13 protein-coding genes are annotated in these 14,836 nt (G+C 69.1%); 8 read left to right on the top strand and 5 right to left on the bottom strand.

The genetic code is table 11. The features are described from left to right. Positions 1–4 precede the first annotated feature (4 nt). The 7 genes from G7B69_RS12605 to G7B69_RS12575 all read left to right on the top strand — a co-directional run bounded on the left by G7B69_RS12605 (position 5) and on the right by G7B69_RS12575 (position 8,952). Entirely contained in the window at positions 5–421 is a 417-nt protein-coding gene (locus G7B69_RS12605; protein ID WP_166179820.1) for a secondary thiamine-phosphate synthase enzyme YjbQ, read from the top strand. A 150-nt stretch (positions 422–571) separates the two neighbouring features. Then, positions 572–2,005, top strand: a complete 1,434-nt coding sequence (zwf, locus tag G7B69_RS12600; protein ID WP_166179818.1) for a glucose-6-phosphate dehydrogenase — start codon at positions 572–574, stop codon at positions 2,003–2,005. Further along, positions 1,998–3,824 (top strand): phosphogluconate dehydratase, encoded by a 1,827-nt coding sequence (edd, locus tag G7B69_RS12595; protein ID WP_166179815.1) that lies wholly within the window; start codon positions 1,998–2,000, stop codon positions 3,822–3,824. Before zwf ends, edd begins: the two co-directional genes overlap by 8 nt. After that, positions 3,821–4,786: a glucokinase gene (glk, locus tag G7B69_RS12590; RefSeq protein ID WP_166179813.1), complete on the top strand. Its 966-nt coding sequence runs from the start codon at positions 3,821–3,823 to the stop codon at positions 4,784–4,786. Before edd ends, glk begins: the two co-directional genes overlap by 4 nt. After that, on the top strand, positions 4,783–5,412 hold the full coding sequence (gene eda, locus G7B69_RS12585; RefSeq protein WP_166179811.1) for a bifunctional 4-hydroxy-2-oxoglutarate aldolase/2-dehydro-3-deoxy-phosphogluconate aldolase: 630 nt from the start codon (positions 4,783–4,785) through the stop codon (positions 5,410–5,412). Before glk ends, eda begins: the two co-directional genes overlap by 4 nt. Further along, positions 5,409–8,192, top strand: a complete 2,784-nt coding sequence (locus G7B69_RS12580; protein ID WP_166179809.1) for a phosphoenolpyruvate carboxylase — start codon at positions 5,409–5,411, stop codon at positions 8,190–8,192. Before eda ends, G7B69_RS12580 begins: the two co-directional genes overlap by 4 nt. Before the next feature lie 91 nt (positions 8,193–8,283). Next, positions 8,284–8,952 carry a L,D-transpeptidase family protein gene (locus G7B69_RS12575; RefSeq protein WP_166179807.1) on the top strand — a complete coding sequence of 223 codons (669 nt, stop codon included), beginning with the start codon at positions 8,284–8,286 and terminating at the stop codon, positions 8,950–8,952. On the opposite strand, the gene tilS is transcribed toward G7B69_RS12575, so the two are convergent. The 5 genes from tilS to G7B69_RS12550 all read right to left on the bottom strand — a co-directional run bounded on the left by tilS (position 8,949) and on the right by G7B69_RS12550 (position 14,407). Further along, the gene (gene tilS / locus G7B69_RS12570; RefSeq protein ID WP_166179805.1) at positions 8,949–9,926 is read right to left on the bottom strand and encodes a tRNA lysidine(34) synthetase TilS; all 978 of its coding nucleotides are present in this window, start codon (positions 9,924–9,926) and stop codon (positions 8,949–8,951) included. The genes G7B69_RS12575 and tilS overlap by 4 nt on opposite strands. Further along, a complete protein-coding gene (locus G7B69_RS12565; RefSeq protein WP_243415160.1) occupies positions 9,892–10,842 on the bottom strand; it encodes a tetratricopeptide repeat protein in 951 nt (316 codons plus the stop codon). The genes tilS and G7B69_RS12565 overlap by 35 nt, the downstream gene beginning before the upstream one ends. A gap of 120 nt (positions 10,843–10,962) precedes the next feature. After that, positions 10,963–11,796 carry a helix-turn-helix domain-containing protein gene (locus G7B69_RS12560; protein WP_166179803.1) on the bottom strand — a complete coding sequence of 278 codons (834 nt, stop codon included), beginning with the start codon at positions 11,794–11,796 and terminating at the stop codon, positions 10,963–10,965. 114 nt (positions 11,797–11,910) lie between these two features. After that, entirely contained in the window at positions 11,911–14,181 is a 2,271-nt protein-coding gene (gene ptsP, locus G7B69_RS12555) for a phosphoenolpyruvate--protein phosphotransferase (RefSeq protein ID WP_166179801.1), read from the bottom strand. Positions 14,182–14,251: 70 nt separating this feature from the next. Continuing rightward, positions 14,252–14,407, bottom strand: a complete 156-nt coding sequence (locus G7B69_RS12550; protein WP_166179799.1) for a YdcH family protein — start codon at positions 14,405–14,407, stop codon at positions 14,252–14,254. A gap of 177 nt (positions 14,408–14,584) precedes the next feature. On the opposite strand from G7B69_RS12550, the gene G7B69_RS12545 reads away from it, so the two are divergent. Further along, positions 14,585–14,782 carry a YdcH family protein gene (locus G7B69_RS12545; RefSeq protein ID WP_166179910.1) on the top strand — a complete coding sequence of 66 codons (198 nt, stop codon included), beginning with the start codon at positions 14,585–14,587 and terminating at the stop codon, positions 14,780–14,782. Positions 14,783–14,836: the final 54 nt, after the last annotated feature.

Raw genomic sequence — 14,836 nt, 5'->3', positions numbered from 1 at the left:
AACGATGCAGCATACGCTCTCGATCCTGACCTTCCAGACCGATGGCCCCGGGCTCTACGAAGTGAGCGAGCACGTTTCCGAGTGGATCGCCGGCACCGGGATATCCCGCGGCGTGCTGAACCTGCTGTGCCAGCATACCAGCGCCGGCCTGCTGATCACCGAGAACGCCTCGGCCGCCGTGCACCGGGACCTCGTACGCTGGCTCGATGCCGCCGCGCCCGAGGGGCCCGGGTACGAGCACGCGACCGAAGGCCCCGACGACATGCCGGCGCACGTCAAGTCGATGCTCACCGGCAGTACCCTGACGATCCCGGTTGCCGACGGACAAATGATGCTCGGCACGTGGCAAGGCGTGTTCATCGCCGAGCACCGCCGCGACCCGCACACGCGCTCGCTCGCCGCGCACCTGCTGGGCGATTGAAGAAACAAGCCGGCGGCGGATGCGTTCAAAGCGTGTAAGCCGCTTCCTGAACATAATGGTAGCGCTACCACAAAAGTCGTGACATTAGCGCTTGCGGGAGCCTGTGGCGGCGACGCATGGGCGGACGGAAATGACGAACAGGGCCACGCAATGAGCTTCACCGCCGACACGCTGCTGCTGTTCGGCGCCACCGGCGACCTCGCCCGGCGGATGCTGCTGCCGTCGCTGTGCGCGCTCGACGCCGACGGGCTGCTGCCGGAAAAGCTGCGCATCGTCGGCACGGCCCGCTCGCCGATGAGCGATTCCGAGTACCGCAACTTCGCCCGTGCCGCGCTCGAGAAGTTCCTCCCGGCCAACCGGCGCGGGCGCATGGCCGATTTCCTCAACCGGCTCCACTATCAGGCGAACGACGTGACCACCTCCGAAGGGTTCGACGCCCTGGCCACGGCGGTCGGCGATTCGAAGGACCGGCTGGCGATCTTCCTGTCGACCGCGCCGAGCCTGTTCGAAGTCAGCATCGAAGGCCTGCGCCAGGCCGGCCTCGCCGGCCAAGGGGTGCGCATCGGGCTCGAAAAGCCGCTCGGCATCGACCTGGCCTCGAGCCGCGAGATCAACGACGCCGTCGCCGCGGCCTTTCCCGAAGCGCGCATCTTCCGCATCGACCATTACCTCGGCAAGGAGACGGTGCAGAACCTGCTCGCGCTGCGCTTCGCCAACAGCCTGTTCGAGCCGCTGTGGAATGCCACCCACATCGACCACGTGCAGATCACCGTCGCCGAAACCGTCGGGCTGGAAGACCGGGTCGACTTCTACGACCAGACCGGCGCCCTGCGCGACATGGTCCAGAACCACATGCTCCAGCTGCTGTCGCTGGTGGCGATGGAGCCGCCATCGAGCTTCGAGGCCGACCCGGTGCGCGACGAGAAGGTCAAAGTGCTGCGCGCGCTGCGCCCGCTGGCGGCCAACGAGAGCGTGACGGGGCAATATCGCGGCGGCGCGGTCGGCGGCCAGATCGTGCCCGGCTACGACGAGGAGCTCAAGCGCGACAGCGGCACCGAGACCTTCGTCGCGCTCAAGGCCCATCTCGACAACTGGCGCTGGCAGGGCGTGCCGTTCTACTTGCGCACCGGCAAGCGGATGCACGAGCGGGTGACCGAGATTGTCGTCCAGTTCCGCTGCGTGCCGCACTCGATCTTCAAGGGCGCGAGGATGCAGCCCAACCGGCTGGTGATCGGCATCCAGCCCGAAGAGAACATCTCGCTTTCGCTGATGGCCAAGGTTCCCGGGCTCGACCGCGACGGTATCGCGCTGCGCAGCGTGCCGCTCGACATCGCCATGCCCGACGCCTTTTCCGGCACCCACAAGCGCATCGCCTACGAGCGGCTCCTGCTCGACCTGATCGAAGGCAAGCAGACGCTGTTCGTCCGCCGCGACGAGGTCGAGGCGCAATGGGCGTGGATCGACGCAATCCGCGAGGAATGGGCGCGCGAGGGGCTGCAGCCCAAGCCGTATAACGCCGGCAGCTGGGGCCCGAGCGCGGCGATCGCGCTGGCCGAACGCGACGGGGTGAGCTGGCATGAGTGAGCTGCATCCCAGCATCGCCCGGGTGACCGAACGGATCGTCGAGCGCTCGAAGGGCACGCGCGAGCGCTATCTCGAGCTGATGGAACGCGAAGGCGACGCGCACGCCGACCGCAACACCGCCCTGCCCTGCTCCAATCTCGCGCACGGGTTCGCGGCTATGGGCGAGGACAAGGATTCGATCGCGGCCCAACGCGGGCCGAACATCGGCATCGTTTCAGCCTACAACGACACGATCTCCTCGCACCAGCCGTTCGGGGCCTATCCGCCGCTGATGAAGGTCTGGGCGCGCGAGGCCGGCGCCACAGCGCAAGTCGCCGGATGCACGCCGGCGATGTGCGACGGGGTGACGCAGGGCGCCGACGGCATGGAACTGAGCCTGTTCAGCCGCGACGTCATCGCGCTCTCGACCGCCGTCGGGCTGAGCCACGCGATGTACGACGCGGTGGCGATGCTCGGCATGTGCGACAAGATCGTGCCCGGCCTGCTGATCGGGGGCCTCAGGTTCGGCTACCTGCCGACACTGTTCTTCTCCGCCGGGGCGATGCCGACGGGCATTCCCAACAAGGAAAAGCAGCGCGTCCGCCAGCTCTACGCCGAAGGCAAGGCGACCCGCGCCGAGCTGCTCGCGAGCGAAAGCGCCAGCTACCACGCGCCGGGCGTGTGCACCTTCTACGGCACCGCCAATTCCAACCTGATGATGCTCGACCTGATGGGCCTGACCTTGCCAGGATCGGCGTTTATCAACCCCGGCACGCCGCTGCGGCAGGCGCTCACCCGCGCCGGCGTCCACCGGCTCGCCCAAATCACCCGCGGGGGCAACCAGTACCGTCCGCTGGCGCAGTGCGTCGACGAGAAAGCGGTGGTCAACGCCGCCGTCGGCCTGCTGGCGACCGGCGGCTCGACCAACCACGCGATCCACGTGCCGGCGTTCGCGCGCGCGGCCGGGATCCAGATCGACTGGAGCGACATGGCCGAACTGAGCCACGCGGTGCCGCTGCTCGCGCGCGTCTATCCCAACGGCGCGAGCGACGTGAACATGTTCCAGGCAGCCGGCGGGCTGGGGTTCGTCGTGCGCGAGCTGCTCGACGCCGGGCTGGTCCACCGCGACGTCATGACCGTCTGCGGCGACGACCTGTCGGCTTATGCGCAGGAGCCGTGGCTCGACGGCGAGCAGCTTGCCTGGCGTGATCCCGGTGCGAGCGGCGATGAGACCATCCTGCGCGGCACGGCCAACCCGTTCCAGCCCGACGGCGGCATGCGCCTCCTGCAAGGCAACCTCGGCCGCGCGGTGTTCAAGACCAGCGCGGTCGATCCTTCTCGCTGGACGGTCGAAGCCCCGTGCCTCGTGTTCGACAGCCAGGCCGCCGTCGCGCAAGCTTTCGCCGCCGGCGAACTCGACCGCGACGTGGTGGTCGTCGTGCGCTTCCAAGGCCCGCGCGCCAACGGCATGCCCGAGCTGCACAAGCTGACCCCGGTGCTCGGGGTGGTGCAGGACCGCGGCTACAAGGTCGCGCTGGTCACCGACGGGCGCATGTCGGGGGCGAGCGGTAAGGTGCCCGCCGCGATCCACGTCAGCCCCGAGGCGCTCGAGAAGGACGGCGCGTGGGGATCGCTGGCGCTGCTGCGCGACGGCGACGTGGTGCGCGTCTCGGCCGAAGACGGCACCCTGTCGACCACGGCCGACCTGACCGGCCGCGAGCCGGCGCCGATGCGCGAGGTCGAGCTCGGCACCGGGCGCGAGCTGTTCGGGATGTTCCGCAACTTCGCCGACGAGGCCGAGCGCGGCGCATCGGCCATGCTGGCGGAGGGCGGGTTGTGACCGAACTCATCGCCCTCGACGTCGGCGGCACGCACGCCCGCTTCGCCCGCGCCACGGTCAGGAACGGCACGATCACCGTAGGGGAGCCGATCACGCTCAAGACCAGCGACTACGCCAGCCTGCAGACCGCGTGGGAGGAGTTCGAGCGCGTTTCCGACGGCCCGCTGCCGCGCGCCGCATCGATCGCCATCGCCGCGCCGATCGTCGGCGACACCATCCGGATGACCAACAACAGCTGGATCTTCCGCACCGACGCGGTCGACGAGCAGCTCGGGCTCGACGCGGTGACGCTGATCAACGACTTCGGCGCGGTCGCCCACGCGGTGGCGCGCACGCCCGAGAGCGAGCTGGTCCACATCGCCGGGCCGGACAAGCCGCTGCCCGAGTGCGGCACGGTCAGCGTGATCGGCCCCGGCACTGGTCTCGGCGTCGCCCACTTCCATCGCCACCCCGGCGGCTACCACGTCCAGTCGACCGAGGGCGGGCACATCGATTTCGCGCCGTTCGACGCGATCGACGACTGGCTGATGTCCAAACTGCGCAGGGAGCACCGACGGGTTTCGACCGAGCGGGTGCATTCGGGCCCGGGCATCTGCGAGATCTACCAGGCGCTCGCGGCAATCGAGAAGCGGCCCGAGCCGCTCGACGACAAGACCATCTGGCAGCGCGGCATCGCCCGCGAGGATAGCCTCGCCGCCGCTGCGGTCGACCGCTTCTGCGGCTCGCTGGGCGGGCTGTGCGGGGACTATGCGCTGGCCCACGGCGCCAGCGCGGTGGTGCTCGCCGGCGGCGTCGGCATGCGCCTGCTCGAGCTGCTGCCCAAGTCCGCATTCGGGGAACGATTCCGCTTCAAGGGGCGCTACACCGAGATGATGGCCGGCATACCCGTGAAGATGATCGTCCACCCGCAGCCGGGCCTCTACGGCGCCGCGGCCGCCTTCGCCGCCGAGCATGGCTCGTGAGCCCGATCGAACAGATCATGCGCACTGCGCCGGTGATCCCGGTACTGGTGATCGACGACGCCGCCGAGGCGCGGCCGCTGGCCGAGGCTCTGGTCGCGGGCGGGCTGACGGTGCTCGAGGTCACGCTGCGCACGCCCGCCGCGCTCGACGCGATCCGCGAGATGAAGCGAGTCCCGGGTGCCATCGTCGGCGCGGGCACCGTGCTCAACGAGCGCCAGCTCGATGCGGCGCTGGACGCCGGGGCGGAGTTCATCGTCTCGCCCGGGCTAACCGACAACCTCAGCCGCTCGGTAATTGCCAGTGGCGTGCCCTACCTGCCGGGCGTGGCGACGACGAGCGACGTGATGCGCGGGCTCGACCTCGGGCTCGACCGCTTCAAGTTCTTCCCGGCCATGGCGGCGGGCGGCACGCCGACGTTGAAAGCGTTCGCCGCCGTCTTCGGCGAAGTGCGCTTCTGCCCCACCGGCGGGATCACCGAAGCGACCGCGCCCGAGTGGCTCGCGCTCGAAGCGGTGCTCTGCGTCGGCGGCAGCTGGGTCGTGCCGAAGGGACCGCTGGACACCGAGGCGGTGCGCGAAGCGGCTGCACGAGCGAGCCGCCTCAGGGTCCAGACCCAAAACGGATGAAGACCGTCGCGGACCTGCTCGACCGCTTGCAGGCGCTGCACCGGCGGACCGAAGAGACACCGCTTTTCAACCCCGTTTTCCAGCTCTCGCTCGACCTCTCGCGGCTGATCGAGGGCGGCGAGCTGTCGCTCGGCGACTGCGAAGCGCTCATCGCCGAGTTCGAATGCCAGGCGCTCGCTAGCCGCGCCCGCCGCTTGCGCGGGCTGGTCGCGCCGGTCGATCCGGCGACGAACCTCGCTGCGTTCGGTGCGCAGCTGGCCGACGAGGGCGTCGATTTCGCCGAGTTCCGCGCGCGCTGGGAGATGCCCCAGCTCCACGCGGTGTTCACCGCGCACCCAACGTTCCTGCTGCCGCCCGCCCAGGCCGAGGCGGTTGCCCGAGAGGCGAGCCGCGAGGGACCGATTGCCGCCGAGGCCTGCGCGGCGTCCGCCGAGCGCCCGCCGCTCACCCTGGTCTTCGAGCATGCCGAGGCGATGCGCGCCCTCACCCACGCGCAGGACGCGCGCGACCGGATCGTCGCCACCCTGCTCGGCGCCGCCCGCGAACGCTGGCCCGACGAGTGGCGCGCCCTTGCCCCGCTGCCGTTCCGCTTCGCCACCTGGGTCGGCTACGACATGGATGGGCGGACCGATATCGCCTGGCACGATTCGGTGGGCTTCCGGCTCGCCGAGAAGGCCGAGCGGCTGGCGCGCTATGGCGATGCGCTCGAGGCGACCGACGCCGCGCATCCTCTGCTCGGCCAACTGCGCCAGGCGACCCTGTATGCCAATGAGCGCGCCGAGGACTTCGCCGGCGACCTTTCCGCGCCCGCCGCGCTCTCGGCCGCCGCCAATCGCCTGACCGCCGACGACCCGCGCAAGCTGCTCAGCCTCGCGCCGGTCATCGCGCAACTGGAGGGCGAAGCGCGCGAGGCGGAACCCGAGCGGGCAATCCGGCTCAAGACCCTCGCCGCGGCGATGCGCGCGGACGGGCTCGGGATGGGCTGGATCCACTTCCGGGTGAACGCCAAGCAGCTGCACAACGCGATCCGCCGGCGGATCGACCCGACCGGCGAGCTCGACCTGTCGACCAAAGGGGCGATCGTCCATTTGCGCGAGGCGATCGCCGAAGTGCGCCCGCACCGGGCGAATTTCGCCGCCCTCGCGATCGAGAGCAGTACCGCCATCCGCCAATTCCTGGCGATGGCGCAGATCCTCCACCATATCGACGCCGACGCCCCGATCCGCATGCTCGTCGCCGAGTGCGAGCAACCGGCGACGGTGCTCGCCGCGCTCTACTTTGCGCGGATGTTCGGCATCGAGGACAAGGTCGATCTCTCGCCGCTGATGGAAACCGAAAGCGCGCTCGAGCACGGCGGACGGTTTCTCGACGAGCTGCTCGCCGAAGAGGAGTACCGCGCCTACGCCCGGCGGCGCGGCCGGGTGGCGATCGAGACCGGATTTTCCGACGCCGGGCGCTTCGTGGGGCAGATTCCGGCCAGCCTGGCGATCGAGCGGCTGCAGGGCCGCCTCGCCGAGGCGATGGCCGCCAACGGCCTGACCGACGTCGCTGCGCTGATCTTCAACACCCACGGCGAAAGCATGGGCCGCGGCGCTCATCCGGGCGGGATGAAGGACCGGCTCGAGTGGCCGCTGAGCCCGTGGGCGCGGCGCCGGTTTGTCCGCGCCGGCATCCGGCTGGAGCCCGAAGTGAGCTTCCAGGGCGGCGACGGCTACCTGTTCTTTGCCACGCCTGAGCTGGCGCTGGCGACGCTCTGCCGAATTGCCGCGCTGCACCCGGGCGAAGCCGATCCGGAGGCGCCGCCGGACCCGTTCTACCGCCGCATCGACCTGAGCCTCGATTTCTACCGCGCGATCCGCGACCACCAGCACGTCCATCTCGAAAGCCGCACTTATTCGCGCGCGGTGACCGCTTTCGGCCTCGGCTTGCTCAGCCCCACCGGCAGCCGCGTCTCGCGCCGGCAAAGCGACCTGGCCAGCGAGCGCGAGATGAGCCTCAGGCAGATCCGGGCGATTCCGCACAACGCGGTCCTGCAGCAGCTCGGCTATCCGGTGAACGTGATCGCCGGCTTCGGCAGCGCGGCCGAGGGCAACTACGAGGAGCTCGCCGAGCTTCTCGGCGAGAGCGAACGCGGTCGCCAGCTCGTCCGCCTGGTACGCGCGGCCGAGGCGCTGGGCAGCATCAAGACCGTTGCCGCCTACGGCGAGCTGTTCAATTCCGCCTATTGGGCAAGCCGGCCCTATCGCGGAACCGAAAGCGAGCTTTCCGAACCCTGCGAAGCGCTCGCCGAGTATCTGGTCAAGGACGACCGTGTCGGCGTGTTCCGCCGCCTGGCCTCGCGTCTGCGGATCGATGGCCTGAAGCTTCACCGCCTCCTGGCGCTGGTTCCCGACGAGCAGCCGCTGGAGGATCGGGAAACGGTGCGGCGAACGATCGGCGCCCTGCAAGCCCTGCGGCTGGCGCTGTTCCAGCACATGTTCCTGCGCGCGATCTCGGTCCCGGCGTTCAGCCGCGCCAACGACGTGAGCCGCGACGACGTGCTCGAGATGGTGTTCACGTTGAGAATCGACGACGCGCTGGCGGAGCTGCGCCGGGCGTTCCCCACCGAGTTCTTGCGGCTCGTCGACTTCGACCTCGCCGAGCCGACCGATTACCCGGAACAGGCCGACGAAGGATATGAAACTCTGCGGCGCACCTTCATCGACCCGATCGACCAGGCGCACGCGCTGTCGCTGCGCATCTCGACCGCAATCGCCAACCTGTTCGGCGCGCACGGGTAAGCGTTAACTCGCCAAGCCCGCACGTCTCGCAGCGGGACGCGCCGCGGTTTGGGGGGTGGCACCGCGCGGTTAATCGGGCATTATCCGTGACATGGGCCCGGCACTGAAATGGATCGGCGGAGGAACGCTTGGCGTACTGCTGGTGCTCGGCTCGGCCGTGGGCGCCTACCAGGCGCTCGAGGCGATGAGCCCGCCGGTGGCCAAGCAGGCCGCGCCGACGCCGAAGCCGGTTCAAGTCTCTGCGGCAACGTTTACGCCGACGGCGCATCCAGCCGCTCGCGAGCCCGAGCAGCCCTTCGTGATCAAGCGCATCCTGCCCATCGACGGGCCGATCAGGTACGGCCAGTGGTTCTGGGACGACAAGGACGTGCCGCAAGGGCCGCTGGTGATCACCATCGATCTCGACGCACGCGTGCTCTCGGTGTTCCGCGACGGCTACGAGATCGGCGCCACCGCGGTCCTGCTGGGCACCGACGACCACCCGACCCCGCTCGGCACCTTCCCGATCCTCTCCAAGGAGCGCCACAACGTCTCCGAGATCTACGGCAACGCACCGATGCCCTGGACGCTGCGGTTGACCGGCGACGGCGTCGCCATCCACGGCGGCCACGCGGTCGAGAAGGGCTGGGCGAGCCACGGCTGCATCGGCGCGCCGAACCCCTTCATGACCAGGCTGTTCGCCATCGCCGAGGTCGGCGACAAGGCCATCATCACCCGCGGCAAGCGCGCCGGCGTGGGCGATGCGCTGATCGAGACTTAGCTGCGGCGAGGCGGTTCGGGTTGAAAGACCCAGCCGCCATCGCAGACCTTCGCCGCGACGCCCGCGACATTGCCGCCTTCACCGTTCGTGAGATCGTCGACCAGCCGCGAGACCGCGCCGCCGCGGGGACTGCCGCCGAAGCCGCCGACGATGCGCGCCGCCACGCGGATGGCGACGGCCTTGGGCGCGCCGGGTTCGTAACGAATGCCGTCTTCGATCACCGAAACGTTCTCGGCCATCTCACGCTCGACCATCCAACCGAGCGCCTCGTCGGCGTCGGCGAGATGTTCGGCGCTTGCCGCCACCGCCCCGGCGTCGAGCCAGTCGGCCGCCGCCAGCGCCTTGCGAATGCGTACACGGTCGTAGGCCTCGTCAGCGTTGCTCGGGTCTTGCACCGCCTCGAGCCCGGCACCGGCGACGATTGCCGCCAGCTCGGCGCGCCGCCAACTCAGGAGCGGCCGCAGCAGCGGCAACCGCGCGCCGGGAACGACCCCGCGCGAGCGCACCCCGGCCAGCCCTGCGAGGCCGCTCGCCCGGTTGAGCCGCATGATCAGCGTTTCGGCTTGGTCGTCGGCATGGTGCGCGGTGACGAGCGCCGCCACCCCTTCGCGTTCGGCCCATTCGGCCAGCGCGGCATAGCGCGCGGCCCGCGCTTCGGCCTGGAGGTTGCCGGCAGCCAGTTCAACCTTGAGGATGGCGCAGGCGATTCCGCGGTCGGCGCAAGCCCGTTCGACCAACGCGCATTCGGCGGCGGCCTCGGGCCGGAGCCCGTGATCGACCGTCGCCACGGCAAAGCGTCCCGGGCGTGCGGCGTGCGCCAGCAGCAGCAGCGCGAGGCTGTCCGGGCCGCCGGAGACCGCCAGGCCGAAGCGCCCGTCCTCGGGCCACAGCCGACCTAGATCGGCCGCAAAGCGCTCGGCCTGCTCGGGCGTCACCCCGTCACTTGCAACCGGCTTGCTTGCGGTCCCTGTCATACTGGTCCTGCAGCCGCCCGGTGGCGAGCGCCGGGTACTTGTCGCTGAATTCGGCGAGCGCCCGGCACGCGCGTGTGTTGTCCTTCAGCGCGACCATCGCTTCGGCGAGGAACAGCAGGCTGTCGGGCGCGCGGGCGCCGTTCGGGTCCTTCTGGTAGTTCTCGAGGAAATAGGGCGCGGCGGCCTTGGGCTGCTTGTCGTCGAGATAGGCCCGGCCGAGCAGGTTGCGGCCATAGCTGATCTTGGGATCGTTGGGATACTTGTCGACGTAGAGCTTCAGCTGCTGCTGCGCCTCCGGATAGAGTCCCGCCTCCCACAGCCGGAAGCCGTACGAGTATTCGTCGTCGCCCGCATTGCCGGTGTCGGGCTTGGCGACCGCCTGGACCTTGGCCAGCCGTGCCGCGCTCGGCGCCGCGGGCCTGGTGGGCGAATTGGTCTTGGCCGGGTTCTTCGCGGCCACGGCGGGCGGGCCCGCGTCCGGCACCTCGATCGCGCCCGTCGGCTGCACCGGAACGGCCGCGGTTGCCGGCGCACCGGCCGCTTCGAGCTTGTCGAGGCGGTCCTCGATCATCGAGATGGCGTTTTCGTTGACCTCGCTTCGCGCGGTCAGGCGATTGAGCTGGGCCTCGATCGAATCGAGCCGTCCCAGCAGGTCGGTCAGCGGCGTCGCCGCCGGAATGCCGACCGGCTGCTGCTGCTGCACGGGTTGGTTGTTCGACGTATCGACTTCGGGCGCGAAGAACTTGCCGTCCGGTCCGGGGAAGACCTTGCGCTGCAGCGCCCTGACCTGGTCCTCGAGCTTGCGCACGCGCGCCGCCTCGTCCTGCGCCGCAGCCGGGCCGGCGGCGGCGAGCACGCCTGCCATGGCCAGCGCAGCGAGAACCGCGCGAGAAGCCTGCCATCGGGTGAAACGCATCGAAATTCCCTCCTCAACTGGTTCGCGCAGGCTCACTTGCGCAAGGCGGGCGAACCGCCGCTGAACGGCGCGGTCGCGATTGTGCCGGGGCGGGACTCGCTTGTCGAGGAGCGAACCCGGTCAGGTCGCGGCGGGAGCGTGTTTTTCCCCCGCCGGAACAGAGCTCGGCTGCCCGCGCGCGAGCAGCGCCTGCGCCGTCACCGGCACATCTTTCATGACCTGTTCCTGCTCGGCGAGCTTGGGCAGCGGCTTGCCGCCGACGGTGATCGCCAACGCGTCGGGCCGCCCGGTCCACAGCATCGGCCCTTGCGCGTCGGCCGGAACGGTGAAGCTTTCGCCCTGCACCATCTGCTTCTGCATAAGCTGCTTGCCGTTGGCGTCGTAAAACTTGACCCAGATCCCCGGCGCCAGCGCGGTGAACACCACCGGACCGGTCGGGTTGGCGGCCGTCGGCGCGGCCGGCAACGCGCCCGGCGCCGCGGCGCGCTGCGGGGTCTGCTGCTGCGCTCGCTGCTGTTCGACCAGCGACGGCAGCTCACCGGCCGGCGCGAAGATCGTGCGGAAGAAGAAAAACCCGCCGGCGAGCAGCAGCAGCACCGCGAAGCCGGCGAACCAACCGAGCGCACGCGAGGGCACCCGCGCCGGGTCGCCGGGTTCGAAGCTCGCCGGGCGATAACCGTCCTCGCTCTGCGCATCGAGCTCGGCGCGCACGCCCACGCCGATGGCATCGGGATCGAGGCCCACCGTCTTGGCGTAAGTTCGCGCGAAGCCGACTGCGTAAGTCCGGCCGGGCAGCTTGGCGAAATCGCCTTCTTCCATCGCCATCAGGTGGCGCTGCGGAATGCGCGTCTCGGCGGCGACCTGCTCGAGCGTGAGATCCTTCGCCTCGCGGGCCGCGCGAAGTTGCTCGCCCACTCCGGGCGGAGACTCGATGATGGCGTCGTCGTTTTCCATTCTCGCTCCTGCTGAGGATAGGAGCCAATCGGCGAACCTGTTAGGCGACTAAAGACGGGCCCGGCGGTCGCAAGTCAAGCTCGGCTCGTCGCGTGCCTGCCTCACCATAGGTGGTTAATCCACCTCTATCTCATGCTCGGCCGCCCAGTCGAACAGCGCCACGCGCATGTCCGGCGGCGGCGAGGCCAGCCAGCGCTTCATCGCAGCGCCGATCTCGCTCGTGTCGACCTTGCGCACCAGTTCCTTGATCGGGCCGACCGCCGCCGGGGTGATCGACAGGCGGCGGATGCCGAGCCCGATCAGTGCCAGCGCCTCGAGCCGCCGCCCGCCCATCTCGCCGCACACGCCCAGGTCCACGCGGTGCCCGGCCGTGCCCTGGATTACGCGGGCAAGGAAGCGCAGGATCGCCGGGCTCAGCCAGTCGTAGCGTTCGGCGAGCCGCGGATTGCCGCGGTCGGCGGCGAACAGGAACTGCGTCAGGTCGTTGGTCCCGATCGAGATGAACGATATCTTCGGCAGCAGCACGTCGAGCATCTCGGCGAGCGAGGGCACTTCGAGCATGACGCCGTAGTTGATTGCCTCGGGCAGGCTGTGCTTGAGTCGCTTGAGATAGGCGAGCTGGCGATCGAACACCTTCTTCGCCGCGTCGAATTCCCACGGTTCCGAAACCATCGGGAACATCACGTTGAGCGTCTTGCCGGCGCTCGCCTCGAGCAGCGCGCGCGCCTGCGCCTTGAGCAGTCCTTCGCGCTCGAGCGCCAGGCGCAGCGCGCGCCAGCCCATCGCCGGGTTCTCGTCCTCGCGGCTAATCTCGCTGCTGAGGTAGGGCAGCTGCTTGTCGCCGCCGATGTCGACCGTGCGGAAGATCACCGGCTTGTCGCCGGCGATGTCGAGCACGTCGCGGTAAAGCCGCGTCTGCCGGTCGCGCGCCGGAAGCGTCGCGGAGACGAGGAACTGGAATTCGGTGCGGAACAGACCGATGCCGTCGGCGCCGGTCAGGCTGAGCATCGGCATGTCGTCGCGCAGGCCGGCGTTCATCATGACCTGGATGCGCTGACCGTCGCGAGTGAACGGCTCGACGTCGCGCAGCTTGGCATAGGCCGCCTGGCGCTTGCGGTTGATCGCGAAGCGCGCCTCGAAGGCATCGAGCACGCCTTGCGACGGGCGCACGGTGAGCTTGGCGAAGTCGCCGTCGAGCAGCAGCGTGTCGCCTTCGCGGATCAGCCCGCGCGCGTTGCGCACGCGGCCGAGCACCGGCACGCCCATCGCCCGCGCGACGATCACTACGTGCGCCGTCAGGCTGCCTTCCTCGAGCACCACGCCCTTGAGCCGGCGACGGTCGTATTCGAGCAGCTCGGCGGGTCCGAGATTCTTGGCGATGAGGATCGAATCGCCGCGCAGACCGACGCTCGCCGCGGTGCCGAGCTGGCCTGAGACGATCCGTAGCAGCCGGTTCGACAAGTCCTCGAGGTCGTGCATCCGGTCGGCCAGCAGCGGATCGTCGATCTCGCGCATGCGCATCCGGGTGCGTTGCTGGACGCGCTCGATTGCCGCTTCGGCCGTGAGGCCGGAATCGATCGCCTCGTTGATCCGCCGGCTCCAGCCTTCGTCGTAGGCGAACATCTTGTAGGTCTGCAGGACCTCCTCGTGCTCGCCGCCGACGCCGAACTCGGCCTGCCCGGCCATGGTGTCGATCTGTTCGCGCATCTTGTCGAACGCGAGATAGACCCGCTGCCGCTCGGCCTCGACGTCCTCGGCGACGGTCTGCTCGATATTGATGCGCGGCTGGTGGAACACCGCCTGGCCGAGCGCGAGGCCCTTCACCAGCTGAAGCCCGTCGAGCACTTCCTGCCCGGTATGGCTGCTCGCCGCGTCGCCCTTGTCCTCGCCGTCGGCGAGGCCGGCGTTGTGGATCAGCTCGGCGAGGACCATCGCCACCGTCTGCAGCGCCTCGATCTCGACGTCCTCGTAGCGCCGCGGCTCGACGTGCTGGACGGTCAGCACCCCGATCGCCCGCTCGCGCCGGACGATGGGCACACCGGCGAACGAGTGGAATTTTTCCTCGCCGGTTTCAGGGCGGTACTGGAACTCGGGGTGGGCGGTCGCCTCGGCGAGGTTGAGGGTCTCGATGTTCTGGGCGATCGTGCCGGTCAGGCCTTCGCCGACGCCGAGCTTGGTGACGTGGACCGCCCCCTGGTTGAGCCCGCGGGTGGCGAACAGCTCGAGCATCCCGTCACGCAGGAGGTAGATCGAGCAGACCTCGCTATCGAGCGCCTCGCCGATGATGTCGACCACCTGGTTGAGCTTGCCTTGCGCGGAAATGCGCGAGGCCATCAGCTCGTGCAGCTGGGTCAGGATCGAGCGGGCGGCGGCTGCGGCGGACATGCGGCCCGCCTATCGCATCCGCCGCCATTTTGAAAACGTTACCTCCCGCCCTGGACGGCGGAGGGCCGGATCAAATCTGCGCCAGAGTTTCCTTGATGCGCAGTTTCTGTTTCTTGAGAGTTTGCAGGATCGCATCATCGGGAGCGGGTCGGCTGAGTTCATCGCGGAGCCGGGCTTCCAGCCCTTCATGCCTGGCCTGAAGGGCGGCGATGTGCGTGGTTTCCATAGAGCGTTCTCCTGGTCAGCGAGGTTGTCTTGCGACCCCCTGTTGGCGCGACTCGGGACGACTCGAACGGTGCCCAAGCCGGGCGATTGTCATCAAATCATAACTCACTTAATTCTTCAATCGAACGCGCGGCGAGACGTGGGCTCGGAACGGCGCGGCGAGAAAGGCTGGATGGCGGTGAACGAGGAGGAACTGCGCCGGCGGCTGGCGATGTTGCGCACCGAGCACCGCGACCTCGACGCCGCTATCGGCGCGCTGATAGCGACCGAAAGCCAGGACCAGTTGCAAATCGCCAGGCTCAAGAAGCGCAAGCTGCAGCTCAAGGACCAGATTGCGATGATCGAGGATTACCTGACGCCCGACATCATCGCCTGAATGCTGGCTTCTTGATGCGTGTCCGCGTGGGACAAACCGCCTCGAGACCGGAAA

It is taken from the genome of Croceibacterium segetis (assembly GCF_011320115.1).
Classification (GTDB): domain Bacteria; phylum Pseudomonadota; class Alphaproteobacteria; order Sphingomonadales; family Sphingomonadaceae; genus Croceibacterium_B; species Croceibacterium_B segetis.
The sequence above is the reverse complement of the archived record's forward strand: the minus strand, read 5'-3'. Positions and strand labels throughout refer to the sequence as shown.

Bases quoted from the DNA above. Each gene is read 5' to 3' on its own strand.
- G7B69_RS12605 (WP_166179820.1), top strand. From the start codon at position 5: ATGCAGCATACGCTCTCGATCCTGACCTTCCAGACCGATGGCCCCGGG.
- zwf (WP_166179818.1), top strand. From the start codon at position 572: ATGAGCTTCACCGCCGACACGCTGCTGCTGTTCGGCGCCACCGGCGAC.
- edd (WP_166179815.1), top strand. From the start codon at position 1,998: ATGAGTGAGCTGCATCCCAGCATCGCCCGGGTGACCGAACGGATCGTC.
- G7B69_RS12580 (WP_166179809.1), top strand. From the start codon at position 5,409: ATGAAGACCGTCGCGGACCTGCTCGACCGCTTGCAGGCGCTGCACCGG.
- G7B69_RS12575 (WP_166179807.1), top strand. From the start codon at position 8,284: ATGGGCCCGGCACTGAAATGGATCGGCGGAGGAACGCTTGGCGTACTG.
- tilS (WP_166179805.1), bottom strand. From the start codon at position 9,926: ATGACAGGGACCGCAAGCAAGCCGGTTGCAAGTGACGGGGTGACGCCC.
- G7B69_RS12565 (WP_243415160.1), bottom strand. From the start codon at position 10,842: ATGCGTTTCACCCGATGGCAGGCTTCTCGCGCGGTTCTCGCTGCGCTG.
- G7B69_RS12560 (WP_166179803.1), bottom strand. From the start codon at position 11,796: ATGGAAAACGACGACGCCATCATCGAGTCTCCGCCCGGAGTGGGCGAG.
- ptsP (WP_166179801.1), bottom strand. From the start codon at position 14,181: ATGTCCGCCGCAGCCGCCGCCCGCTCGATCCTGACCCAGCTGCACGAG.
- G7B69_RS12550 (WP_166179799.1), bottom strand. From the start codon at position 14,407: ATGGAAACCACGCACATCGCCGCCCTTCAGGCCAGGCATGAAGGGCTG.